Here is a 24,525-nt window from a genome sequence, read left to right on the forward strand (position 1 = left end):
TTGCACGGAGCGCGGGCTTCCGGGGCCCCGGCCGGGCAGGGGGGTGCCCGACCGGGGCACTGCCGGGGAGCGGCACCCGGGGGGAAGCGGCCTCCACGATGCCTTCACAGCCCCGCCCGCACCACCGTCAGCTTGTTGCAAGTCGACGGGTGGAGGCCTGGAAAAACTCGGACACAACGGTGTTTTACGGCGGTCGCGCTGGAGGGAGCCGTGTTGCGGAGCCGGTTGTGTCCGCGCATAGTTGCGCTGCGGAAGCGCGAGCGAGAACCGCTGCGAACCCGTAGGAGCGCGCCTGCACAAGAGGCTGGAAACCGGGGGTGGGATGGGCGATGGCCGGGCACGGGACCCAGGAGCATCCACACGGTGCCGACCGACTGTGCGAGGCGGGGGACCGCGTGTACTCCCGGGCCGTACGCCGCGGCCGGGTGTCCCGCGTGGACGCCGACCAGGTGCCCTGTCTGCTTGAACTGGCCCTGCTGCACCCCGACCCCGACGACATGGACTGGCTGGTCCCGACCTCCCCGCAGGAGGTCATGACCCGGCTGCTGCGCGGGGTCTACGACGAGGTCAGCTCCAGCCAGCGGCGGGTGGGCTCGGCGGTCGCGGCCTTCGAGTGGTACGCCGGCCTCGGCCCGTCGGCCCAGCAGGCGGGCGGCGCGGAGGGCACCGCGCTCCGTGTCCTGGACGGCCTGTCGCGCATCCAGGCGGCGATGGACGAGGCGACGGACGCGTGCACGACGGAGGTCCTCACGGTCCAGCCGGGCGGCATCCGCCCCGAGCACGAGCTCACCGAGGGCCTGCACCGGGCGCTGGCGCTGCGCGGCCGGGGCGTCCGCATGCGCGACCTGTACACCCACGTGGCCCGCCACGGCCAGGGCCTCCTCAACTACCTTGAACTGATGGGCGGTTCGGTCGAGGCCCGCACCCTCGACGAGGTCATCGACCGGCTGATCCTCTTCGACCGCACGGTGGCCTTCATCCCGGCCAACGCGGACCGCACCCTCGCCCTCGAACTGCGCCACCCGGCCCTGGTGGAATACCTGGTCACGGTCTTCGAACGCCTCTGGCGCCTGGCGATCCCCCTCACGGCCCCCCTCCCCGACACGGGCATCGAGGGCATCTCCCACCGGGAACAGTCCATCGCGGCACTGCTGGCCGAGGGCCACCAGGACGCGGTGATCGCGGAACGCCTCGGCATAAGCGTCCGAACGTGCCGCGCCCACATCGCCCGTCTCTCGGAAACCCTCGGCGCGGCCAGCCGCACCCAACTCGGCGTCCGCATAGCCCAGGTGGGCCTGGACGCCCCCCGTCAGCCGGCCGACGCCACGCCCGTCACTCTTCCCGGTCAAGAATCCCCGACCGCGCGATGAGATACCCGAGCTGAGCCCGGCTCTCACTGCCCAGCGTCGCCGCGAGCTTGGCGATGTGGACCCGGGCGGTACGGATGTTCATGCCGAGCCGGTCGGCGATGACGGCGTCGGTGTGACCTTCGACGAGGAGGGCGGCGATGGCGTGCTGGCGGGGGGTGACGCCGTCGAGGGAGGGGCGGCGGACGGCTTCGGGGTACATGGGGGTGCCCAGTCTCCACAGGCGGTCGAAGGCGGTGGCGAGGAAGGTGACGAGAGCGGTGTTGCGCACTTCGAGGGCGAGGGTGCGCTCCGCGTTCGCCGGTACGAAGGCCACGGTCCGGTCGACGACGAGCAGCCGGTCGGTGACCTCGTCGAGGGTGCGCGCCTCGACGTCGCCGGTGAGCTGCTCGTAGCGGGCGAGGACCTGGGGCGAGTGGCGGAGGGTGTGCTGGTAGAGGGTGCGGATACGGCCCCCGCGGTCGAGCAGGGCCTGGTCGCGGGCGAGGGCGGCGGCGCGACGGTCCGGGGTCAGCTGATGGGTGTGCGTGGTGTGCGGCTGGATGGCGAGGAGCTCGTCGGCGGCGTCCGCCAGCGCCTGGTTGAGGGTCGCGTTGATCTGCTCCATGCCGCTGAGGACCCGGAGCGTCGGGGTGTCCGCGCTGCTGCCGTCCGGGCCACCGAGTCGCAGCAGCGGTTCGAAGGCCTCGGCCAGCCGCTCGCCGTGCCGCCGCTCGTCCGCGATGCGGTCCTCGGAGGCGCGCAGCAGGCGGCGCAGGGCGACGGCGGGGGCGACCGGCTCCAGCCGGTCGAGGTCCTCGACAGAGGGGTGCAGCAGCCCGAGCCCGACCAGGCACGGCGCCGCCTCCGCGTCCGCGCTGCTGACGTGCCCCTCGCGCAGCGCACGCCGGTACAGCTCCGTGCCCTCCGCGCACAGATCCTCCACACCGTGCTCCGGATGCCTGGCCGGGGTCACCGCACTTCCCTCCGTTCGCTCAGTGGTCCTGCTTGAGGATCCCCGACTGCCCGATGAGGTAGCCGAGTTGCGCCCGGCTGTCGCTGCCGAGGGTGGCGGCGAGCTTGGCGATGTGGACGCGGGCGGTACGGATGTTCATGCCGAGCCGGTCGGCTATGACGGCGTCGGTGTGGCCCTCGACGAGGAGGGCGGCGATGGCGCGCTGGCGGGGGGTGACGCCGTTGAGGGTGGGTTGGCGGACGGACTGGGGGTGCATGGGGGTGGCGAGGCGCCAGAGGCGGTCGAAGGCGGTGGCGAGGTAGCCGACCAGCGCGGGGTGGCGCACTTCGAGGGCGAGGGTGCGGTCCGCGTTCGCCGGGATGAAGGCCACCGTGCGGTCGAGGATCACCAGCCGTTCGGTGACCTCGTCCAGGGTGCGGGCCTCCACGTCGCCGCGCAGACGCTCATAGCGAGCCACGACGGTCGGGGCGTGACGGAGGGTGTGCTGGTAGAGGGTGCGGATACGGCCGCCGCGGTCCAGCAGCGCCTGATCGCGGACAAGGGGTTCGGTGTGGACCGACGCAGGTTTGCCGATGTGGCTGCTGTGCGGCTGGATGCACAGGGCCTCCTCGGTCGCCTCGGCCATCGCCGCGGCGAGCGCGGTGTTGATGGATGTCATGCCGGCCAGCAGCCGGATCGCCGGGTCCTCGGCCGGGGTGCTGCGCAGCCCGCCCAGGCGCAGCAGCGGTTCGAACGCCTCGGTCATCCGCTGCTCGCGGCGGCGTTCGTGGGCCACGCGTTCCCCGGAGGCACGCAGCAGCCGGTGCAGAGCCAGAGCCGGGTCCATCGGCTCCATCAGATCCGTGTCGTCGAGGACCGGGCTGAGGAAGCCGAGGTCGACCAGGCAGGGCGCCTCGGCGGTGTCCCGTGCGTGTATCCGGCCTTCGCGTAGGGCGCGCGCGTACAGCCCCAGGCCTGCCTCGCACAACTCCTCCGGGTCATGGCGGTGCGCCGCTGCCGTCACGGACGGATCCCCTCCCTCTTCAGCCCTTCTGCTTCAGGATCCCCGACTGCGCTATGAGAAAGCCGAGTTGGGCCCGGCTGCCGCTGCCGAGGGCCGTGGCCAGCTTGGCTATGTGGGCGCGGCAGGTGCGGACGTTCATGCCAAGGCGCCGGGCGATGGCCTCGTCGACGTGGCCCTCGACGAGGAGCTTGGCTATGGAGTGCTGGATCTCCGAGATGCCGTCGGAGGCCGTCTCGTAGGGGCCGGTGCTCAGGGGAACCGCCCGGTCCCACAGGAACTCGAAGAGTTTGATCAGGTAGCGGATGAGGCCGGGGTGCCGGAGCTCCAGGGCCACCTGCTGATCGTCGCGGGCGGGGATGAAAGCGACGCTCTCGTCGCAGATGATCAGCCGCTCGACCAGTTCGTCGATGGTTCGGTACTCCGCCTTGCCGTTCGACAGCTGGGCTGCATAGGCGAGTTTCTCCGGGCTGTGGCGGGCCGTGTGCTGGTACAGGGTACGGATCCGCACACCACGTTCGATCAGCAGCCGGTCGCGGTCCAGCCCTTGGATGAGACTGCGTTCCGGCCGGTTGCCGCTTGGCTGGATCGTGAGCATCTCGGACTGGCACTGGGCCGTGGCCAGGTTGAGCGCCGCGTTGATCCGCTCGCCGCCCTCCAGCACGGTGATCGAGTCCGTGGTTGTCATGACCTGCGCGCTGACGGCCATGAATGGCTCGAAGGCGTCGGAGAGCCGGATCGACAAGCGCCGCTGCTCGGTGATCTCGTGCTCGATCGGATTGAGCCGCTGGGCCAGGGCGACCGCCGGAGGGACGGGACGCAACCAGTTCTCGTCGTCCGGATCGGGGTGGAGCAGGGCGAACTCCATCAGACAGGGAGCAGATTCCACATCGGCACGGGCGATTCGTCCTGTGCGCAGGGCGTTCGTGTAAAGACGGCCGCCTTCCTCGCACATCTCGGTCACCGAATGAGGATGCGCCCCTTTAGTCCGATTCGATGTCAAATCTCCACCCCCCAGGGTCCTGAACATGCAGGAACATGATGCACCGATTGTGTGGCCATGACGTGCCCGAATGAGCCATCGTCGTATCCGACGGGGGAAGAGGGACCTTCAAGTGAGGACGAAGCCGACTATGGGTAAGAGAATGCTTCGCTCGGTGCTTGTCGCAGCCTTCTCCGCCGTTGTGGCCTTCGGAGCGCTGAGTGGTCACCCTGGCGAGAAGAGTGATACACGGGCGGACAGTGCTTGGCCGGCGGTGGCCGAGCGGGCGACGGTTGCCGACAGTGGTGCATCGACGGTCGGTACGACCACGGTGAGGAGCTGACGTGACAACGCCGCCCGACGACCGCTCCTTCCGCAGAGAAATGGCCACGGCCTACCGCTCCGGCTGGCACTTCATCGACCTGGTCACCGCGATCCCCCACTCCGGTGACTCGTTGATGGTGACCGTCTTCGGTGAGCCCGTCGTCGTGACGCGGGACGAGGACGAGGACGTCCGGGCGTACCGGTGTCTGCGGCGGCCTCGGGGGGCGCCGCAGCCCGTGCGGTGTGCCATTCGGTACGGAATGATCTTTGTGAACCTGGACCAGCGAGACCACCGGCTGGTGGAACCGGAAGCCCCCAACGTACGGACCATCTCAGCCACCCCCCGCAGTGCCTGACGCGAATCCCCCGTCGTAACAGTTCGCTCAGGTGCTTCCCCCCGCAGCGGCGTCACCGTGACCTGAACACGGTGACGCCGCTGCAGTTTTACGGGACATTTCCGGGTATCCACCCAATCGTCGGCCACCCCGCAGTGGCCGAAAACAGTCACCCGCGCCCCATGGCCCTCGTCAGTTCGATCTCGATCACGACGCGTGACGGGTTCGGCGAAGGAGTGCGCCCGTAGCGCTCGGCATAGCGCCGCTCGGCCTCCGCGACCTGGTCAGGACCGGTCCGTACGACCGCCCGCCCCTCCAGCGTCGCCCACCGCCGCCCGTCCACCTGGCACACGGCCACCCGCGCCCCCTCCGGCCCGGCCGCCAGCACATTGGCCACCTTCGTACTGGACTTGCTCGCGATCACCCGAGCCAGCCGGGCCCGCGGATCGTATGTGACCCCGACGGGCACCACGTGCGGGCTGCCGTCCGGGCGCGGGGTCGTCAGCGTGCACAGATGCCGCTCCCGCCAGAAGTCGAGGTACGCGGGGTCGGGAGCGCCGGGGTCCTGGGGGTACGCAGCCATGGAAGGGACGGTATCCCTTCGAACCTGGCACCCGTTTCGAACCCGGCACCCGTTCGCACCTTGAGTGGAATAGACTCAACTTTGTGTACGTTGCTCAAGTCACACCGTGACAGTGGATGAGGGCTGACGCCAGGAGGAGAACGGAAACGTGGACGCCGAGCTGACCAACCGGAGCCGGGACGCGATCAGGGCGGCCGAGCAGCGGGCCGTGACCGGAGGGCACCCGGACCTGACCCCCGCCCACCTGCTGCTGGCCCTGCTCCAGGGGCAGGACAACGAGAACATCGTCGATCTGCTCGCCGCCGTCGACGCCGACCAGGCCGTCGTGCGCGCCGGCGCGGAGAAGGTGCTCGGCTCCCTGCCCAGCGTGGCCGGCTCCACCGTCGCGCCCCCGCAGCCCAGCCGTGAGCTGCTCGCGGTCATCGCGGACGCCGGCGAGCGCGCCAAGGACCTCGGCGACGACTACCTCTCCACCGAGCACCTGCTGATCGGCATCGCCGCGAAGGGCGGCGCGGCCGGTGACGTACTGTCCGGGCAGGGGGCGAGTGCGAAGAAGCTGCAGGAGGCCTTCCAGAAGGCGAGGGGAGGACGCCGGGTGACCACAGCCGACCCGGAGGGCCAGTACAAGGCCCTGGAGAAGTTCGGCACCGACTTCACGGCCGCCGCGCGGGACGGGAAGCTCGACCCCGTCATCGGGCGCGACCAGGAGATCCGGCGGGTGGTGCAGGTGCTTTCCCGCCGTACCAAGAACAACCCGGTCCTCATCGGTGAGCCCGGCGTCGGCAAGACCGCCGTCGTCGAGGGGCTCGCCCAGCGGATCGTCAAGGGTGACGTGCCCGAGTCCCTCAAGGACAAGCGGCTCGTCGCGCTCGACCTGGGCGCGATGGTCGCGGGCGCGAAGTACCGGGGCGAGTTCGAGGAGCGGCTGAAGACCGTCCTCGCCGAGATCAAGGACTCCGACGGCCAGATCATCACCTTCATCGACGAGCTGCACACGGTGGTGGGGGCCGGCGCCGGCGGGGATTCCGCCATGGACGCCGGGAACATGTTGAAGCCCATGCTCGCGCGTGGCGAGTTGCGCATGGTCGGCGCGACCACCCTCGACGAGTACCGGGAGCGGATCGAGAAGGACCCCGCCCTGGAGCGCCGCTTCCAGCAGGTGCTGGTCGCCGAGCCGACCGTCGAGGACACCATCGCGATCCTGCGCGGGCTCAAGGGCCGGTACGAGGCCCACCACAAGGTGCAGATCGCCGACAGCGCGCTGGTCGCCTCGGCCACCCTCTCCGACCGCTACATCACGTCCCGCTTCCTCCCCGACAAGGCCATCGACCTGGTCGACGAGGCGGCCTCCCGCCTCCGCATGGAGATCGACTCGTCCCCGGTCGAGATCGACGAACTCCAGCGCTCCGTCGACCGGTTGAAGATGGAGGAGCTCGCCCTGGAGAAGGAGACCGACCCGGCCTCCCGCGAGCGCCTGGAGAAGCTGCGCCGCGACCTCGCCGACCGCGAGGAGGAGCTGCGGGGCCTGACCGCGCGCTGGGAGAAGGAGAAGCAGTCCCTCAACCGCGTCGGTGAACTCAAGGAGAAGCTCGACGAGTTGCGCGGCACCGCCGAACGAGCCCAGCGCGACGGCGACTTCGACACCGCCAGCAAGCTGCTGTACGGCGAGATCCCCGCGCTGGAGCGGGACTTGGAGGCCGCCTCCGAGGCCGAGGAGGAGGTGTCCAGGGACACCATGGTCAAGGACGAGGTCGGCTCCGACGACATCGCGGACGTCGTCGCCGCCTGGACTGGCATCCCGGCCGGCCGCCTCCTGGAGGGCGAGACCCAGAAACTCCTGCGCATGGAGGAGGAGTTGGGCAAGCGGCTGATCGGCCAGTCGGAGGCCGTGCAGGCGGTCTCGGACGCGGTCCGGCGCACCCGCGCGGGCATCGCCGACCCCGACCGCCCCACCGGCTCCTTCCTCTTCCTCGGCCCGACCGGCGTCGGCAAGACCGAACTCGCCAAGGCCCTCGCCGACTTCCTCTTCGACGACGAGCGGGCCATGGTCCGCATCGACATGTCGGAGTACGGCGAGAAGCACAGCGTGGCCCGCCTGGTCGGCGCGCCTCCCGGCTACGTCGGCTACGAGGAGGGCGGCCAGCTGACGGAGGCCGTGCGCAGGCGCCCGTACAGCGTGGTGCTTCTCGACGAGGTCGAGAAGGCGCACCCCGAGGTCTTCGACGTCCTTCTCCAGGTGCTGGACGACGGCCGGCTGACGGACGGTCAGGGACGCACCGTCGACTTCCGCAACACGATCCTGGTGCTGACGTCGAACCTCGGCAGTCAGTTCCTGGTCGATCCGTTGACCGGCGAGGAGGAGAAGAAGGAGCAGGTTCTGGAGGTCGTCCGGACGTCCTTCAAGCCGGAGTTCCTCAACCGCCTCGACGACCTGGTCGTCTTCTCGGCGCTGTCGAAGGACGAGCTGAGCCGTATCGCGCGCCTCCAGATCGACCGGCTCGCGAAGCGCCTCGCCGAACGCCGCCTCACCCTGGACGTCACCGACGCGGCCCTGGCCTGGCTCGCCGACGAGGGCAACGACCCCGCCTACGGCGCCCGCCCCCTGCGCCGCCTGGTCCAGACCGCCATCGGCGACCGCCTCGCCAAGGAGATCCTGGCCGGCGAGATCAAGGACGGCGACACGGTCCGGGTGGACACCTTCGGTGAGGGCCTGATCGTGGGGCCGGCCACGGGAAAGAGCCTGTAAGGGGCAAAGGCCTGTAACGGACGGTGCCGGGCTTGCCTCCCCCCTCCCCGGATGGGGGAGGATGGCGGCATCCGTACGAAGGGAAAATCACGGTGAGCATCGACCCGTCCTCGATTCCGAACTTCGGGGGCCAGCCCGAGCCGCAGCCCGGCGGACCGGCGGGCCCCGTCGTCCCGGATCAGGACCTCGTGAAGCAGCTCCTGGACCAGATGGAGCTCAAGTACGTCGTCGACGACGAGGGTGACCTCGCGGCGCCGTGGGAGCAGTTCCGTACGTACTTCATGTTCCGCGGCGAGGACGACCAGCAGGTCTTCTCGGTGCGGACGTTCTACGACCGGCCCCACAAGATCGACGAGAAGCCCGCGCTGCTCGAGTCGATCGACGACTGGAACCGTCGGACCCTGTGGCCCAAGGTCTACAGCCACACCCACGACGACGGCACCGTCCGCCTGATCGGCGAGGCGCAGATGCTGATCGGCACCGGCGTCAGCCTGGAGCACTTCGTCTCCTCGACGGTCAGCTGGGTGCGCGCCGCCATCGAGTTCGACAAGTGGCTCGTCGAGCAGCTCGGCCTCGAGCAGGAGGTCAACGAGGCGGACAAGCCCGAGGACGACGAGGAGTAGGCCCGAGGGCCGCTCAGAGAGGCGTATGGGCGAATACGACCAGATACGCCCCGTAGGCGAACGAGAGCCCGGCCAGGGCCGCGACCACCACGGTCGCGTGCCCGGGCCGGGCTCTGGCCGTTCGCACCAGCGCGCGGGCGAGCGGCAGCAGCAGCGGGAAGGCGGGCAGCAGGAACCGGGGCTTGGACTCGAAGAACCCGGAGCCGCCGAGCGCGACCAGCAGCAGTACGCCGCTGTGGACGACGAGCGGCAGCGGGGCGCGGTCGGCGAGGAGCAGGGCGTACAGGACGACGGCCGCCGCGACGATCACCATGGTCATGGGGGAGACGAAGCGGTCCTCGTGCAGGAGCATGTGGCGGATGAAGTGCACGGAGCCCCTGCCGAAGTCGAAGCGTGAGCCCCACTCGCGCTGCACTTCGAAATAGCCGCCGAGCAGGTCGCCCCTGCGGTGGCCGACCCACAGGACGTATCCGGCCCAGCCGGCCGGGGCGAGCGCGGCGCCCGTCCACAGCCTGTGGGTAACTTTCCCGCGCTGCCTCCAGACCTCGTACGCCGCCGTCGCGAGGACCGCCGCGGCGACCGCGAAGCCGTTGGGCCGGGCCGCGCCCGCCAGCGCGGCCAGGGCGCCCGCCCACACCCAGCGGCCGGTGAGCAGCGCGTACAGCGACCAGGCGGCGAAGGCGGTGAGGACCGGTTCCGTGTACGCCATCGACAGCACGACCGAGTGCGGGAGCAGGCCCCAGAGCAGGACCAGGGCGGTGCCGACGGCCCGGCCGTGCAGCCGGGCGCCGACCGCGTAGATCCCGCAGGCGGCCACCGCGGCCGCCGTCCACGACACGATCAGCCCCGAGGCGCCGGCGCTCAGCGGGCCCAGCACGGTCGCGGCGCGGACCAGGGCCGGGTAGAGCGGGAAGAACGCCAGGTCGCTGTAGACGACCGTGGGGTTGTGGTGCACGGTGCGGCCGTAGCCGTGGGCGGCGATGCCCAGGTACCACAGGGAGTCCCAGGACCGTCCGAGCAGCGCGAGCGGATGGCGGCCGGCCGCCCAGGAGACCGCCGCGAGCGCGGCGACGCCGAGCAGCCGGGCCGCGAGGAACAGCCCGAGGGCGGTGCCCATGGCCGCCGGGAGGGGCAGCTGGGCACGGTCCCGCGCGCCGGGGCCGGGCCCCGTGACGGAGGGGCGGAGGAGGGTACTGGCTTGGGTCACACCGGAACATTGCAGGGTGAAGCGGGCAAGTGCGAGCCTTGTGCGGCCGGGCGGGTACGGATTCGCGGCGCTCGGCGTGGCGGCGTGACTCAGGGGCCGGGATCGTCCGAGCCCTGGATCACGCGAGCGCCTTGAGCCTCTTCACCGCTTCCTCCAGCACCCCGGTCTGCTTGCAGAACGCGAACCGTACGAAGGGTGCCCCCGCCTCCCGGTGGTCGTAGAAGACCGCGTTCGGGATGGCGACGACGCCGGCGCGCTCGGGCAGGGCGCGGCAGAAGGCGAAGCCGTCGGTCTCGCCCAGGGGGCGGATGTCGGTGGTGATGAAGTAGGTGCCGGCGGGCTTGAAGACCTCGAAGCCGGCCTCGGCCAGGCCCGTCGCCAGCAGGTCGCGCTTGGCGAGCATGTCCGCGCGGAAGGCGGAGAAGTAGCTGTCGGGAAGCGCGAGGGCCTCGGCGACGGCGTACTGGAAGGGCCCGGAGGCGACGTACGTCAGGAACTGCTTCGCCGAGCGGACGGCGGTGGTCAGGGCGGGTGTCGCAGTCACCCAGCCGACCTTCCAGCCGGTGAAGGAGAAGCTCTTGCCGGCCGAGCCGATGGTGACCGTGCGCTCGCGCATGCCCGGGAAGGTGGCGAGGGGGAGGTGCTCGGCGTCGTCGAAGACGAGATGCTCGTACACCTCGTCGGTGACCACCAGCAGATCCCGCTCCACCGCCAGCTCGGCGATCGCGGTGAGCTCCTCGCGGGTGAGGACGGTTCCGGTGGGGTTGTGCGGGGTGTTGATGAGCAGCAGCCGCGTCCGATCGGTGACGGCGGCGCGCAGCTCGTCGAGGTCGAGCCGGAAGCTACCTTCGTGCGGCCGCAGGGTGACCGGCACCCGCTTGCCGCCCGCCATCGCGATGCAGGCCGCGTACGAGTCGTAGTACGGCTCGAAGGCGATCACCTCGTCGCCGGGTTCGAGGAGGGCGAGCAGGGACGCGGCGATGGCCTCCGTCGCGCCGGCCGTGACCAGGACCTCGGTGTCGGGGTCGTACGACAGCTCGTACCGCCGCTCCTGGTGCGCGGCGATCGCGGTACGCAGCTCCGGGATGCCCGGACCCGGCGGGTACTGGTTGCCACGCCCGTCACGCAGCGCCCGCACGGCCGCCTCCCGGACCTCCTCGGGCCCGTCGGTGTCGGGGAAACCCTGGCCCAGGTTGATGGACCCGGTCCGCAGGGCCAGAGCCGACATCTCCGCGAAGATCGTCGTCCCGAACTCGGCGAGCCGGCGATTGAGAAAGGGGCGCGTACTGGAGGTCATGCCGGCCATCCTGCGCCGAGGCTCTGGAGTTCCTCAACTCTGCTTTGGGGTTGAGCGGGTGCGGCGAGCCGGCGGGCACTTCCTCTGAGCTGGGGGAGGGCCTCGATCTTGCGCGACGCCCGCGCCCCGGATACAACCGTCTGGTGACAAGCAACTCCGGGCCAACGGCGCGGTGGACCAAGGACAAGGCCGGAGCCTACCTGTCGGCCGCAACCGGCTTCTTCTTCACTCTCGCGCTGGCTCGTGACCCGGCGGAGCGACTGACCCCGGATCATGCGCATACAGTCGCTTCGCTCGTCAGCTTCGTGGTTGCCGTCCTCGCGTACTGGCTCGGGTTGCGTGTGATGAAGAGGCTCCCCGGGCGGCTCCCACCGGGTTAGCGATGCTGCGCTTGGCACTCTCAGTGTTCGCGGCGGCCGCACTCCGCCGGGTAGAGGGTGGAGCCCGCGGAAATGGCGTCGAGCGAAGTTCCGCTGAGGTGGACGGCCACCGCTCCCGTTGGATCGGCGGTCAGGTCCTCGATACGCACCGTCGCAGCAGCGAGCGTCGAGGGCGATGTGTGTGTTTCGGCCTCGGCCGGCGTGCTGAAGGGTGAACCTTCCAGCACGGCGAGGGCGATGAGTTCCGTGCCGGACCGGCGCTCCGTCTCCTCGATGGCCAGCCGCCAGTGAAGTGCCGCATCTGCCAGGAGTTCCTTGCCGCTGGGTCCATGGGCGAGCAGGACGCTACGGCGGTGGCGGATGTGCCGCGCCATGGCGCAGCAGAGTGGGATGCCGGTGCCATAGGGAGTGTCCACGCGGTTGTGGCCGGCGGTCGGGTAACAGCCGAGTGCGTCGGACAGAAGTCCTACGGCCGCGTTCCTGATACGTGGCAGCCGGCCGTGTTCGACGAGATCCAGGAGGATCGGGGTGGCTGCATAGGCCGCGGGGAACACCATGGCGGCGTGGCTGCAGATGAAGCCGCCGCCGGCAAGGAGGGATGCCGCGTCGCCGGTCTCGTTGGCAGTCGTGGACAGCGTCAGCAGCCGTAGGGCATGAGCGACGTGCTCGGGATCGTCGTACTGATGCCAGGTCGGGTTCGGTATCGCCGACCAGTTCACAGCGTCGATGGCATCGAGGGTCACGTCTGCATCGTGCCGGACCACAACGCGCCACGACAGCCGGTGCCTGGTTGCCGATTCGTTGGCTTTCCGGCATTCCCCGTGGTCCCCCGCCGGATCTGGCACGCATCTGGCACGTCTCATCGGGCGGGTGCGCAGCAGCCACCCGTGTCGGGGATCAGTCGCGGTCCTTCGCTGCGCGCAGAGCGCCAGGCATGAGAGGCGACTGCGGAAGCTTGAGCCGGGGTCCGGGCGACGCACGCGCTCAGGCACTTCTACGCCTCCGCGCTGCTGGACGCGGGCGAGAACAGCAAGGCGGTCAGCGAGTACGCGGGGCACGCCGAACCGGCGCTGACGCTGCGGGTGTACGCCCATCTGGTGCCCGACCGCCGCGAGCGTGCCCGGCGGGCCATCGACACCGTGTTTGAGCGTGCCCCTGGGGAAGATCACGGCCCACAGACGGCCCAACAAGCCTCAGACGGCCCCGGATCTGCCATTCGGTGCAGGTCAGGGGCCTTTTCCAGGTCATGACCCTCAGAAGTTCCTCAACTCTGCTTTGGCCGGCGAGACGGCCGGGCATCCCCCGTTCACGCAAGGCGCGAGGTGCCCACGGGGGGTCGCCTCGGGGGACTCGGAAGGAGGGTGGCGTCATGGGACTGGTTCTCGGCATCATCCTGCTGGTCGCGTTTGTGGGGCTGCTGATGGCGGCCATCGTGGGGGCCGGTCGCCGGCAGGGGGCGCAGGGGTATCGGCGTTCGTACAGCCGTAGCGGCGGCAGCAACAGCGACAGCGGCAACAGCTGGTGGGCCGGTGACGGCGGCGGTTCGTCGTCCGGAGGGCACCACGGCGGGCACCACTCCGGCCACTCCTGCGGGGGCGGTCACTCGTGCGGGGGCGGCTCGTCCTGCGGAGGCGGGTCGTCCTGCGGTGGCGGCGGCGGATGCGGTGGAGGAGGCAGCTGACACGGGGCGGCAGCCTCCGGCGACAGGGGGAGCCGTATCCCCGTCCGTCACTTCCGTGGAGCTCCCGCCGGGTCCACGCCCCGGCGGGAGCTCGTGCGCTCCGGCGTACGCCATGGCCGCCCTGGCGTACGCCGTGGTTGAACAATTGAGCAGTGAAGCCCCCTGAGGGATGGAAACCCCACGAACTTGGGTAAAAACGCTGTGGCACTGCCACCGTTCATGATTCCCTCTAAATCACCGACGCGGCCCCTCGGACGTCCTGCGGACGACACCTTCCTGACTTCCCGACTGGGCCGACCGGGCCGTTCCCCCGGTGTCGACCGGGGTGTTCCGGACCCCACACCTCCCTTTTCTTTGCGTGCCAGCGGAGCCGACCCATGCTCACGACCCTGAAGACCTCGTACACCGACACGCGCGCGGCCGACCTCGCCTGGGCACTGGGGCGTGAGCCGCTTCCCGCACTGGCCACCCTCGACCTCGAACTGGCCGGGGCCAAGCTTCAGTTGAGACTCCTCGGCGCCTCCCACCAGGTACTTCTGGAGGAGGAGAGGGGCAGTTGCTCGGAGACGGTCGCGTGCATCCCGGGCAGCAGCACCCCGCTGCCGCTCGGCGTGGCCAAGCGCATCGGCGACTGGGAGTACGAGTTCGCGGCCCGTGTCGAGGTTCTCTCGCCGGGCTCCTTCGCGGGCCGGGCACAGGAGTTGCTGGCCCTGGTCTCCGACCACCCGAACGGACTGGCGGGCGTCTTCCCCGGCAGCCCGCACGCCTTCACCGCGCTGCTCGCCCAGCGCCACGAGGGCCAGGTGCACTGGCGCACCTGGCACGCCTATCCACAGGACGGGCAACTGGTGGCGACCCGGACGAGGGTGGGGGTACGGGTGCCGGTGTCCGTGCCGGTGCACGAGCTCAGTCCGTCGGGAGTCTGACGCGGACGCCGGACGGCCGGTTGAGCGTCTTCAAACGCGCCTCGGCCTGTTGACCGTCAGTTCCACACGTGTGGGTGACCAAGGGTGACGTCGCAGTGACGTAACGTCGCAGTCGTGATCGAGCCGCACGCCCCCGCCCCGCCCGGACCCCCACCCGCCTGGGCCGGTCCCGCGCGGCTTCCCGTGCGGCCGGCCACCGGGCGGTTCCTCGTCCTCGCGTGCGTCTTCGTCTGTGCGGCCTGCGGACTGGTGTACGAACTCGAACTCGTCGCACTCGCCTCGTACTTGATCGGCGACTCGGTCACCCAGGCCTCGGTCGTGCTGTCGGTCATGGTGTTCGCGATGGGCATCGGCTCGCTCGCCGCCAAGCGGCTGCGCCGGCTCGCCGCGGCCGGCTTCGGCGCGATCGAGGCGACACTCGCACTGGTCGGCGGCTGCAGCGCCATGGCCCTGTACGCCGTCTTCGCCTGGACCGGCGACTGGGGCGGCCTGTGGGGCAGCGGGCCGCGCTGGCTGCTGGTCGCCTTCTCGCTCACCATCGGCCTGCTGATCGGCGCCGAGGTGCCGCTGCTGATGGAGCTGATCCAGCGCATCCGCCGCCAGGACGCGGGCGGCGCGGTCGCCGACCTGTTCGCCGCGGACTACGTCGGCGCGCTCGTCGGCGGCCTCGCCTTCCCGTTCCTCCTGCTGCCCCTGCTCGGGCAGTTGACCGGCGCCCTGATCACCGGCACGGTCAACGCGATCGCCGGCGGCACCCTTGTCCTTGGCCTGTTCCGCCGCGACCTCACCCGCCGCGCCCGCTGGCTGCTGCTCATCGCCAACCTCACCGTCCTCGGCGTCCTCGCCTCCGCCGCCGTCCTGGTCGACGACTTCGAGCGCGCCGCCCGGCAGGCGGTCTACGGCCGGGACGTACGGGTGGCGCTGCAGACCGGCACCCAGGAGGTCGTCCTCACCGGCGGCACCCACGGCCGCCCCCTCGACCTCTTCCTCGACGGCCGCCTGAGGGTCAGCGGCCGCGACGAACTCCGCTACCACGAAGCCCTGGTCCACCCCGCGATGAACGGCCCGCACGCGCGCGTGCTGATCCTCGGCGGCGGCGACGGCCTCGCCGCCCGCGAGGTGCTGCGGCATCCCGGCGTACGGCGCGTCGAGGTCGTCGAACTCGACGCCGGGGTGGTCCGGCTGGCCCGCAGCGACCCGGCGCTGTCCCGGCTCAACGGCCATGTCTACGACGACCCGCGCGTGCGCGTGGCCACCGCGGACGCCTTCCGCTGGCTGCGCACGGCGCCGGCATCCTCGTACGACGTGGTGATCTCGGACCTGCCCGACCCGGGCATCACGGTGAGCACCAAGCTCTACTCCGAGGAGTTCTACGGCCTGGCCCGCCGGGTGCTCGCGCCGGGCGGGCGGCTGGTGGTGCACGCGGGGCCGTTCGCCGACCGGCGGCGCGTGTTCTGGACGGTCGACGCGACGCTGCGGGCCGCCGGGCTCTCCACCGAGCCCTACCGGGTGGGCGGCCGTGACGCCGGTTTCGCGGCCGGCCCGGACCGTACGACGGAGGCCTCCCGGGCGCCGCGCGACTGGGGGTTCGTGCTCGCCGCGGCCGACCACGCTCCGCGCCTGGGCCTGGACCCGCACGCACCGCCCCCGAGGACCCTGACCCCGGCGACCCTCGCGGCGGACGCCCGGGCCGCGGCCCGCACCCGCCTCACCGGCCTGCCGCCCTCGACGCTCGTCCATCCCCGGTACGCGAACTGACACGACGGCGGCCCGCCCCTTCCCCCGGACGGGACGGACCGCCGTACTTCCCCCGCTTCCCCCTCGCCGTGGCTCAGACGACGTTCAGCGTGCTGTACGAGGCGAGCTTCCAGCCGTGGCTGTTGTTGACCTTCAGGTAGTACTTGCCGCTGGTGCGCTTGAAGACGACCTGGTGCTTCCAGCCGTTGTAGGTGACGGTGGTGCTGGAGCTGTTCCAGAGCGCGGACTCCCCCGCCGCGTCGAGGGTCTTGGGGCCGGCCTTGCCGTCGACCGTCAGATGGGTGCCCAGTTCGCTGTTGAGCTTCTTCTGCCAGGACTTGACGGCGGCGGTGGTGTTGGGCCCGTACTTGCCGTCGATGTCGGCGTAGTCGAAGGTCGTGCCGTCCTTCTCCTTGGCGCCGTCCGCCCACAGCAGCACCTGCACCAGCGCGGTCGCGTTGCTCTTCGCGTGGCTGGTGGAGGAAAGCGTGCCCTCGTCCTTCCAGTCGTCGCTCGCGCTGCCCGTCCCCGCGATGTACCCCTGCGAAACGCTGGCGGAGGCCGGCTCGGCGAGCGTGATCGCCCCTCCGCCCAGCGCGGCGGCGACGAGCGCGACCGCGACGGCCTTACGGCGCCAGGTCCTGGAGCTCCTGGAGCTGCGTGACATGTGGTGTCCCCTCTCGACCGCGGGCCGGGGTCCCCCCGTTGGGCCCCGTGTTCCCCGCGGTTCGAAAAGCTACGGGCGGCGCACCCTCCGCCGAATCCGGCACCGGTTTGATCCCGGCGCCAACTCCCGCGGTAACCGCACGGTTCCTGCAACTTCCGCGGTACCGCCGGAGGTTGACGCCCCACCGCGCGCACCCGGGTTACGCTGCGGCGATGCGGATCCACCCCCTCGTCGTCGACGGCCTCATCACCGCGGCGCAGACGACCGTGGCCGTCCTGCTCGGCAGGGAGGCCGTGGCCCAGGGATGGACCGCACTCGACGCGCCCGCCTGGGTCCTCGTCGCCCTCGCCAACCTCCCCACCTTCCTGCGCAACCGCGCCCCGGTCACGGTCTGCCTCCTCGTCCACGCGGTCGCCGTCGTGTACGTGAGCCGCGGCGACTGGCCGGTGGTCAACTCCTTCGGCCCGATGCTCGCGTTCTACACCGTGGCCTCGCTGCGCCCGGCCCGCACCACCGCCGCCTGCGCCGCCCTGATGACCGCCGTGTGGATCTACGCCGGCCTGGTCACCGACGGCAGCTCGATGGCGTCCGTGGTCGCCCAGTCCGTCGCCTACCCGGTGGTCCTGTGGTGGTTCGGCCACACCGCACGGCGCACCGCCGACCTCACCCGGCAGCTCCGCGCCGAACAGGCCGAACGCGCCCGCCGCGAGGTCGCCGAGGAACGTGTCCGCATCGCCCGCGAGCTGCACGACGTCGTCGCCCACCACATGGCCGTCATCAACGTCCAGGCCGGCCTCGCCCGTTTCGTCTTCAGCTCCGACGCCCGCACCGCCCGCGAGGCCCTCGACACCATCGCCGGCAGCAGCGGCGAGGCCCTCGCCGAACTCCGGCGCATGCTCGGCCTGTTGCGCGCCGACGGCGTCCAGGGCGCGGCCGACGGCGCCCCCGCCCCCGGCCTCGACCAGCTCGCCGACATGGTCGAACGCGTCCGCGCGGGCGGCGTCCCCGTCGACCTCCGCATCACCGGCGAGCCCCGCCCGCTGCCGCCCGGCGTCCAGCTCTGCCTCTACCGCGTCGTCCAGGAGGCCCTCACCAACGTCCTCAAACACGCCCCGGGCGCCCACGCCACCGTCCAACTGGCCTACCGGGCAGGCGAGATGACCCTCTCCGTACACGATGACGGGAAGGGGGTGAATCCGGCCAGAAAGCAGGAGCGGGGCGGCCATGGCTTGATCGGGATGCGCGAGCGGGCCAAGCTCTACGGCGGGACGATCGTCGTCGGCCCGCGCAGCGAGGGGGGTTTCGGCGTGCATCTGACCCTGCCGACGTCCGTACCGGCCGCACGCCGGGGAGACGCCGTCGCGGAATGACCGACACCGACACCGGCAACGACCGACGGGCGATCAGGGTCCTCGTCGTCGACGACCAGTTCCTCGTACGCAGCGGACTGGTCGCCCTGCTGCGCGCCGCCCCCGGCATGGAGGTGGCGGGCGAGGCGGCGGACGGCGAAGAGGCCGTACGGCTGGCGGCGAAGACCCGCCCGGACGTGATCCTGATGGACATCCGGATGCCCGGCGCGTCCGGCATCGAGGCCACGGAACGCATCCTCGCCGCGGCCACCGACCCGCCGCCCCGCATCCTCGTCCTCACCACGTTCGACCTCGACGAGTACGTGTACGGCGCCCTGCGCGCCGGCGCCTCCGGCTTCCTCCTCAAGGACGCCGGCCCCGAACGCCTCCTCGCGGCAGTCACCGCGGTGCACGGCGGCGACGCGCTGTTCGCGCCGGTGGTGACCCGGCGTCTGGTGGAGGCGTTCACCCGGGTGACGGACGGCGCGGCCACGGACCGCGAGCCCCCGCCCGGCCTGGACGCCCTCACCACCCGCGAGGTGGAGGTCCTGAAACTGGTCGCCCGGGGCCTGACCAACGCGGAGGCGGCGGACCGGCTGTTCATCAGCGAGGCGACGGTGAAGACGCATCTGAACCGGACGATGACGAAGCTGGGGCTGACGAGCCGGGCGCAGGTGGTGGTCGTGGCGTATGAGACGGGGCTGGTTACGCCAGGGGGATAGTCAGCCCGTCTGGGGGTGCCCCCTCTGGGGGAGTTTGAGGACGAGGTCGTTCAGGCCGAAGCGGGGGTCTGGGGGCGGCAGCCCCCAGGACATACGACGCGCGCTCACTTTCGACCAACGGGGGTGCAGGAACCGGCCCCCTGGGTAGGCTCGGCCCACATGGAGCATGACGCGTTCGTTCCGGTTCCGTCCCGGCGGCTGAGGGAGGCCCTCGCCGACCCCGCACAGGTCGCTCGCGCGGTCCCCGGGCTTCAGCAGGACGCCGGCGCGGAACCCGTCGCCGGGCGGCTGAAACTGCGCGTCGGCAGTCACTCCGTCACCTACCGGGGGAGCGTGCGGCTGACCGCGCGCGAGGACGGTTCGTACGCGGCGGAGGGCGACGCCACGGAGACCCGCGGGACCGGCTCGGTCAAGCTCGCGCTGACCCTGCGCGTGACGGACGCCGAGGGCGGCTCGACGCTGACCTTCGAGGGAAGCGCCACGGCGGACGGCCGGCTCACGGAACTCCCACCCGAGTCGGTGTCGTCCGCGCTGACCCGCCTGCTGGACCGTTTCGCCGAGAAGCTGGGGGCGGGGGCGGGGGCCGAGGCGGCTGCGGAGACCGGGGAAGCGGGGGAGCCGGAGGAAGCCGGGGGAGCGGCGGAGGCCGAGCGGGCCGGGGGAGCGCCCGCGACTGAGCAGGCTGCGGGAGTGTCCGAGCCCGAGCAGGCTGCGGGAGCGGCGGAAGCTGCGCAGGCCGGGGAAGTGCCCGAAGCTGCGCAGGCCGCGGGCGTGTCCGAGCCCTCGAAGGCCGACGCAGCGTCCGAAGCCGAGTCGGGCGCGGGAGTTGGCGAGCCCGGGCAGGACGACGGGCCCGAGCCTGTGGTGGTGCAGGAGTTCGGGGACAAGGCGACCAGTGACTTCGATACGACGCCGGACGCGGACGACGAGCCGCCGGTGCCGGACGGCACTGTCGCCGACGTACCGGCAGACACCGCTGCCGCCCCGTCGGACGACGACCACGTCTCCGTCTTCGACACGGAGATCCCGCCGCCGTCGCTCGATCCGTCGGACGAGGACGAGGATCAGGAGACGCCGGTCGCCGCGGGGTCCGGAGCGGACGACTACACCGAACCCGCGGAGCCCCCTGCCGAGGCGGCGCACGCGCGTCGGACGATGATCGGACGCAGCGCGGAGGAGGTCGACCACGCACCGCCCCGCGGCCGTTACGCCCCGGTCCCCGCTCCGCAGACGGCCGCCCAGGGCTCGACACTGCGCTGGGTCGCACCGGCCGCGGCCCTCGTACTGGCTTCGGCGATCGTGGCGGGCCGGGTACTGCGACGCCGCCGGTGACGGGACCGGCCCGGACCGGTGATCGCACTCGGCGCCCCCCAGTAAGGTCGTCCCGTGAGTAACGAAGACATCACGCTGACCGCGGGTGACGCGGAGGTGACCGTGCTGCCGGGCAACGGCGGTCGGGTCGGTGGACTGCGCGTCGCGGGGACCGAACTGCTGCGCCAGGGCGAGCGGTTCGGGTGCTTCCCGATGGTCCCCTGGTGCGGCCGCATCCGCGACGGCCGCTTCCGGGACGGCGGCACCGTCCACCAGATGCCGCTCAACTCCCCGCCGCACGCCATCCACGGCACCGCCCGCGACGGCGCCTGGAAGACCGCCCGCGTCCGCGCCGACGAGGCGGTGATCACGTACGACCTGGTCGAGCCGTGGCCCTACCCCGGCCGCGTCACCCAGCAGTTCGCCCTCACCCCGGACTCCCTGACACTGACGATGTCCGTGGAGACGTACGACTCCTCCTTCCCCGCCCAGATCGGCTGGCACCCCTGGTTCAACCGGAACCTGGGAGGGGAGGACGTCCGCGTCGACTTCACACCGGAATGGCAGGAGGAGCGCGGGGACGATCATCTGCCCACCGGGCGCCGGATCGACCCCCGGCCCGGCCCCTGGGACGACTGCTTCGGGATGCCCGGCGGGGTCGACGTGACCCTGACCTGGCCGGGGCAGCTGGAGCTGAAGGTCACCAGCCGCGAGGAATGGGTCGTGGTGTACGACGAGCAGGAGGCCGCCGTCTGCGTGGAGCCGCAGACCGGGCCGCCGGACGGCCTGAACAGCCTGCCCCGGCTGGTCACGCCGCTGGAGCCGCTCGAAGCGACGGCCATGTGGACCTGGCAGCGCCTTTAAGCTGACTCGCATGAGTGACGTAGACGTACGCGGCGAGCTGCTGCGGCAGATCAAGGACAAGGCCGTGGTGCACGGCAAGGTGACCCTGTCGTCGGGTCTGGAGGCGGACTACTACGTCGACCTGCGGCGCATCACCCTCGACGGGGAGGCCGCTCCCCTGGTCGGGCAGGTGCTCCTGGACCTGACCGCCGACCTCGACTTCGACGCGGTGGGCGGGCTGACCATGGGCGCCGACCCGGTCGCCGCCTCGATCCTGCACGCGGCCGCCGCGCGCGGCAAGCGCGTCGACGCCTTCGTCGTGCGCAAGGAGGCCAAGGCGCACGGGCTTCAGCGGCGGGTGGAGGGCCCGGACATCGCCGGCCGGCGCGTGCTGGTCGTCGAGGACACGTCCACGACCGGCGGCTCCCCGCTGACCGCCGTCGAGGCGGTGCGCGAGGCCGGTGCCGAGGTCGTCGCCGTCGCGACGATCGTGGACCGCGCGACCGGTGCCGCGGAGAAGATCCAGGAGGGCGCGGGAGTGCCGTATCTCTTCGCCTACTCCAAGGACGATCTCGGTCTGGACTGAGTTATCCACAGGTTGGTGAGCATTCGGCCACGTCTGGAAAGATGGGGCCGACGACGACGTCATCCCCAAGGTCTAGGTCAGGGCCGTAGTACGCAGCACGCCAACCCGCACATACCAAGGAGCGGACAGATGCCCATCGCAACTCCCGAGGTCTACAACGAGATGCTGGACCGGGCGAAGGCAGGCAAGTTCGCCTACCCGGCGATCAACGTGACCTCGACCCAGACCCTGCACGCGGCCCTGCGCGGTTTCGCTGAGGCGGAGAGCGACGGCATCATCCAGATCTCCACGGGTGGCGCCGAGTTCCTGGGCGGTCAGTACAGCAAGGAGATGGTGACCGGCGCCGTCGCGCTCGCCGAGTTCGCGCACATCGTCGCCGCGAAGTACCCGGTCACGGTCGCCCTGCACACCGACCACTGCCCGAAGGACAAGCTCGACGGGTACGTGCGTCCGCTGCTCGCCGTCTCCGAGGAGCGCGTGAAGGCCGGCGGCAACCCGCTCTTCCAGTCGCACATGTGGGACGGCTCCGCCGAGACCCTGGCCGACAACCTCGCCATCGCCCAGGAGCTCCTGGAGCGCGCCCGCGCCGCGAAGATCATCCTTGAGGTCGAGATCACCCCGACCGGCGGCGAGGAGGACGGCGTCTCGCACGAGATCAACGACTCCCTCTACACGACGGTCGACGACGCGATCCGCACGGCGGAGGCGCTGGGCCTGGGCGAGAAGGGCCGCTACCTGCTGGCCGCCTCCTTCGGCAACGTGCACGGCGTGTACAAGCCGGGCAACGTGGTGCTCCGTCCCGAGCTGCTGAAGGAGCTGAACGAGGGCGTGGGCGCCAAGTTCGGCAAGCAGTCCCCGTTCGACTTCGTCTTCCACGGCGGCTCCGGCTCCACGGAGGAGGAGATCCGCACCGCGCTGGAGAACGGCGTGGTGAAGATGAACATCGACACGGACACCCAGTACGCCTTCACGCGCCCGGTCGCGGACCACATGTTCCGCAACTACGACGGCGTCCTGAAGGTCGACGGCGAGGTCGGCTCCAAGAAGACCTACGACCCGCGCACCTGGGGCAAGCTGGCCGAGGCGAGCATGGCCGCGCGCGTCGTCGAGGCCACGCAGAACCTGCGCTCGGCGGGTACGCGCATCAAGTAGCCGTTCCCCTGCGGAGAGCCCGGTGCCTGTCTACGGCGCCGGGCTCGCTGTATACCTGGGGTCATGCCCGACGTCCGGATCGCCTCACCGCAGGGCAAGTGGATCCTGCTCACCACCGTCCTCGGCTCCAGCATGGCGATGCTGGACTCGACCGTCGTCAACGTCGCCCTCCCGCGCATCGGCCGTGACCTGGACGCCCAGCTCGCCGCGCTGCAGTGGACCGTCAACGCGTACATGCTGACGCTGGCCGGGCTGATCCTGCTCGGCGGTTCGCTCGGGGACCACTACGGGCGGCGCAAGGTCTTCGTGATCGGGGTGGTGTGGTTCGCCTCGGCGTCCCTGCTGTGCGGGCTCGCCCCGAACGCGGGCGTGCTCATCGCCGCGCGAGCGTTGCAGGGGGTCGGCGGCGCGCTCCTCACCCCAGGCTCCCTGGCCCTCATCCAGGCCTCCTTCCACCCGGACGACCGCGGCCGGGCCGTCGGCCTCTGGTCCGGCTTCGGCGGGATCGGCGCGGCCGTCGGCCCGTTCCTGGGCGGCTGGCTGGTGGACGGCCCCGGCTGGCGCTGGGTGTTCCTGCTCAACGTGCCGCTCGCCCTGCTGTGCGCGCCCATCGCCGTCCGCCACGTCCCGGAATCGGCGGACGGTCGCAGCCACGGCCGCTTCGACGTCCTCGGCGCGGTCCTCGGCGCGCTCACGCTGGCGTTCCTGACGTACGCGCTGATCGAGGCCCACGAGGGGTCCATGGTCGTCGTGGTCAGCGCGGTCGCCGGCGTGGCGGCGGGTATCGCCTTCGTGTACGTCGAGAAGCGCAGCCCCGACCCGATGATGCCGCTGGACATCTTCGCGTCGCGCCAGTTCACGGCGGTCAACCTGGTGACCCTGTGCGTGTACGCGGCCTTCGGCGGGTTCTTCTTCCTGACCGCGCTGGAGCTCCAGGTCGCGGTCGGCTGGTCGGCGCTGGCCGCGGGTACGGCGCTGCTGCCGACGACCGCGATGATGCTGCTGTTCTCGGCCCGCTCGGGCGCCCTCGCCGACCGGATCGGCCCGCGCATCCCGCTCACGGTGGGCCCGCTCCTGTGCGCGGCCGGGATGCTGCTGATGCTGCGGGTGGGGCCGGGCGCCTCCTACCTGGCCGACGTCCTGCCCGCGCTGCTGGTCCTGGGGGCCGGCATGGTCACCCTGGTCGCGCCGCTGACGTCCACGGTGCTGGGCTCGGTGGACACGGCCCGGGCCGGCCTGGCCAGCGGCATCAACAACGCGGCGGCCCGTGCGGCGGGCCTGATCGCGGTGGCGGCGCTGCCGCTGCTGGCCGGCATGGGCCCGGAGGCCTACCGCTCGGCGACGGCCTTCGACGACGCCTTCCACAAGGCGATGCTCATCTGCGCGGGAGTCCTGGTGGCGGGCTCGGCGACGGCCTTCGCGACCGTACGCTCCCTGCCACCGGACTGCCGCCGCCCGGAGTGCCGCACTCACGGCTCGATCACGGCACCGCCGCTGGAGGGGGAGCGGGCGAGGAAGAGGATCGGCTGAGGGGAGGGTGGGGCACGGCTGGAGCGCGGCGGGGGGCGGCTGGGGGGGGCGGGTGCGGCACGGCTGGGGGAAGGCCTGCGGGGCGAGAGGTTTGCAGGGCGGGGAGGCTTGCGGGGCGGGGCGGGGCGGGGGGGGGGGGGGGGGGGGGGGGGGGGGGGGGGGGGGGGGGGGGGCCCCCCGCCCCTTCCCCCCCCCGCCGCTGCCCCCCTCCATCCAGCGCCC

The 24,525-nt window shown here is 71.4% G+C and carries 22 protein-coding genes and 1 pseudogene; 15 read left to right on the forward strand and 8 right to left on the reverse strand.

The genetic code is table 11. From position 1 onward, the window contains the following. Positions 1–329 precede the first annotated feature (329 nt). On the forward strand, positions 330–1,370 hold the full coding sequence (locus tag MQP27_RS28325; protein ID WP_242768735.1) for a helix-turn-helix transcriptional regulator: 1,041 nt from the start codon (positions 330–332) through the stop codon (positions 1,368–1,370). Here MQP27_RS28325 and MQP27_RS28330 read toward each other — a convergent pair. Genes MQP27_RS28330 through MQP27_RS28340 form a run of 3 tightly spaced genes read right to left on the reverse strand, consistent with a single transcriptional unit; the run spans position 1,333 to position 4,352 of the window. After that, positions 1,333–2,322, reverse strand: a complete 990-nt coding sequence (locus tag MQP27_RS28330) for a helix-turn-helix transcriptional regulator (RefSeq protein WP_242768736.1) — start codon at positions 2,320–2,322, stop codon at positions 1,333–1,335. The two genes, MQP27_RS28325 and MQP27_RS28330, sit on opposite strands and share 38 nt — an antisense overlap. A 19-nt stretch (positions 2,323–2,341) precedes the next feature. Further along, the gene (locus MQP27_RS28335; RefSeq protein ID WP_242768737.1) at positions 2,342–3,325 is read right to left on the reverse strand and encodes a helix-turn-helix transcriptional regulator; all 984 of its coding nucleotides are present in this window, start codon (positions 3,323–3,325) and stop codon (positions 2,342–2,344) included. A gap of 19 nt (positions 3,326–3,344) precedes the next feature. Continuing rightward, entirely contained in the window at positions 3,345–4,352 is a 1,008-nt protein-coding gene (locus MQP27_RS28340) for a helix-turn-helix domain-containing protein (protein WP_242768738.1), read from the reverse strand. Between the two features lie 335 nt (positions 4,353–4,687). Between MQP27_RS28340 and MQP27_RS28350 the strand changes: the two genes are divergently transcribed. After that, positions 4,688–4,984, forward strand: a complete 297-nt coding sequence (locus MQP27_RS28350; protein WP_242768793.1) for a Rieske (2Fe-2S) protein — start codon at positions 4,688–4,690, stop codon at positions 4,982–4,984. Positions 4,985–5,132: 148 nt separating this feature from the next. Here the strand turns inward: MQP27_RS28350 and MQP27_RS28355 are convergent, their stop codons facing one another. Further along, complete coding sequence (locus tag MQP27_RS28355; RefSeq protein WP_242768739.1) at positions 5,133–5,546, reverse strand: pyridoxamine 5'-phosphate oxidase family protein; 414 nt, start codon at positions 5,544–5,546, stop codon at positions 5,133–5,135. Between the two features lie 148 nt (positions 5,547–5,694). On the opposite strand from MQP27_RS28355, the gene clpB reads away from it, so the two are divergent. Then, the gene (clpB, locus tag MQP27_RS28360; RefSeq protein ID WP_242768740.1) at positions 5,695–8,292 is read left to right on the forward strand and encodes an ATP-dependent chaperone ClpB; all 2,598 of its coding nucleotides are present in this window, start codon (positions 5,695–5,697) and stop codon (positions 8,290–8,292) included. Between the two features lie 92 nt (positions 8,293–8,384). Continuing rightward, a complete protein-coding gene (locus MQP27_RS28365; RefSeq protein WP_242768741.1) occupies positions 8,385–8,915 on the forward strand; it encodes a type III secretion system chaperone family protein in 531 nt (176 codons plus the stop codon). A gap of 13 nt (positions 8,916–8,928) precedes the next feature. On the opposite strand, the gene MQP27_RS28370 is transcribed toward MQP27_RS28365, so the two are convergent. From MQP27_RS28370 to MQP27_RS28380, 3 genes are all read right to left on the reverse strand, one after another. Next, positions 8,929–10,122, reverse strand: a complete 1,194-nt coding sequence (locus MQP27_RS28370) for a putative hexosyltransferase (RefSeq protein WP_372511332.1) — start codon at positions 10,120–10,122, stop codon at positions 8,929–8,931. Between the two features lie 118 nt (positions 10,123–10,240). Continuing rightward, positions 10,241–11,428 (reverse strand): pyridoxal phosphate-dependent aminotransferase, encoded by a 1,188-nt coding sequence (locus tag MQP27_RS28375; RefSeq protein WP_242768742.1) that lies wholly within the window; start codon positions 11,426–11,428, stop codon positions 10,241–10,243. Positions 11,429–11,819: 391 nt separating this feature from the next. Further along, positions 11,820–12,542: a hypothetical protein gene (locus MQP27_RS28380; protein WP_242768743.1), complete on the reverse strand. Its 723-nt coding sequence runs from the start codon at positions 12,540–12,542 to the stop codon at positions 11,820–11,822. Between the two features lie 234 nt (positions 12,543–12,776). Between MQP27_RS28380 and MQP27_RS28385 the strand changes: the two are divergent. The 4 genes and pseudogenes from MQP27_RS28385 to MQP27_RS28400 form a co-directional block, all read left to right on the forward strand. Then, positions 12,777–12,962, forward strand: a pseudogene (locus MQP27_RS28385) (tyrosine-type recombinase/integrase); the annotation flags it as partial. A 206-nt stretch (positions 12,963–13,168) separates the two neighbouring features. Next, positions 13,169–13,480 (forward strand): hypothetical protein, encoded by a 312-nt coding sequence (locus tag MQP27_RS28390; protein WP_242768744.1) that lies wholly within the window; start codon positions 13,169–13,171, stop codon positions 13,478–13,480. 377 nt (positions 13,481–13,857) lie between these two features. Further along, the gene (locus tag MQP27_RS28395) at positions 13,858–14,406 is read left to right on the forward strand and encodes a DUF2617 family protein (protein WP_242768745.1); all 549 of its coding nucleotides are present in this window, start codon (positions 13,858–13,860) and stop codon (positions 14,404–14,406) included. A 114-nt stretch (positions 14,407–14,520) separates the two neighbouring features. Then, positions 14,521–16,164: a polyamine aminopropyltransferase gene (locus tag MQP27_RS28400; protein ID WP_242768746.1), complete on the forward strand. Its 1,644-nt coding sequence runs from the start codon at positions 14,521–14,523 to the stop codon at positions 16,162–16,164. Between the two features lie 73 nt (positions 16,165–16,237). On the opposite strand, the gene MQP27_RS28405 is transcribed toward MQP27_RS28400, so the two are convergent. Further along, the gene (locus tag MQP27_RS28405; RefSeq protein WP_242768747.1) at positions 16,238–16,810 is read right to left on the reverse strand and encodes a peptidoglycan-binding domain-containing protein; all 573 of its coding nucleotides are present in this window, start codon (positions 16,808–16,810) and stop codon (positions 16,238–16,240) included. A gap of 212 nt (positions 16,811–17,022) precedes the next feature. Here MQP27_RS28405 and MQP27_RS28410 point away from each other — a divergent pair, with 212 nt between their 5' ends. From MQP27_RS28410 to MQP27_RS28440, 7 genes are all read left to right on the forward strand, one after another. Beyond that, the gene (locus MQP27_RS28410; RefSeq protein WP_242768748.1) at positions 17,023–18,180 is read left to right on the forward strand and encodes a sensor histidine kinase; all 1,158 of its coding nucleotides are present in this window, start codon (positions 17,023–17,025) and stop codon (positions 18,178–18,180) included. Continuing rightward, positions 18,177–18,881 (forward strand): response regulator transcription factor, encoded by a 705-nt coding sequence (locus tag MQP27_RS28415; RefSeq protein ID WP_242768749.1) that lies wholly within the window; start codon positions 18,177–18,179, stop codon positions 18,879–18,881. Before MQP27_RS28410 ends, MQP27_RS28415 begins: the two co-directional genes overlap by 4 nt. Before the next feature lie 159 nt (positions 18,882–19,040). Beyond that, entirely contained in the window at positions 19,041–20,213 is a 1,173-nt protein-coding gene (locus tag MQP27_RS28420) for an SRPBCC domain-containing protein (protein WP_242768750.1), read from the forward strand. Between the two features lie 54 nt (positions 20,214–20,267). Next, positions 20,268–21,056, forward strand: a complete 789-nt coding sequence (locus tag MQP27_RS28425; protein WP_242768751.1) for an aldose epimerase family protein — start codon at positions 20,268–20,270, stop codon at positions 21,054–21,056. Positions 21,057–21,066: 10 nt separating this feature from the next. After that, on the forward strand, positions 21,067–21,621 hold the full coding sequence (gene pyrE, locus MQP27_RS28430) for an orotate phosphoribosyltransferase (protein WP_242768752.1): 555 nt from the start codon (positions 21,067–21,069) through the stop codon (positions 21,619–21,621). 129 nt (positions 21,622–21,750) lie between these two features. Then, entirely contained in the window at positions 21,751–22,773 is a 1,023-nt protein-coding gene (gene fbaA / locus MQP27_RS28435) for a class II fructose-bisphosphate aldolase (protein ID WP_242768753.1), read from the forward strand. 63 nt (positions 22,774–22,836) lie between these two features. Continuing rightward, entirely contained in the window at positions 22,837–24,303 is a 1,467-nt protein-coding gene (locus tag MQP27_RS28440; protein WP_242768754.1) for an MFS transporter, read from the forward strand. The last annotated feature ends 222 nt before the right edge of the window (positions 24,304–24,525 follow it).

Origin of the sequence: Streptomyces cylindrosporus, assembly GCF_022698165.1 — a bacterium.
In the GTDB taxonomy this organism is placed as follows: domain Bacteria; phylum Actinomycetota; class Actinomycetes; order Streptomycetales; family Streptomycetaceae; genus Streptomyces; species Streptomyces cylindrosporus.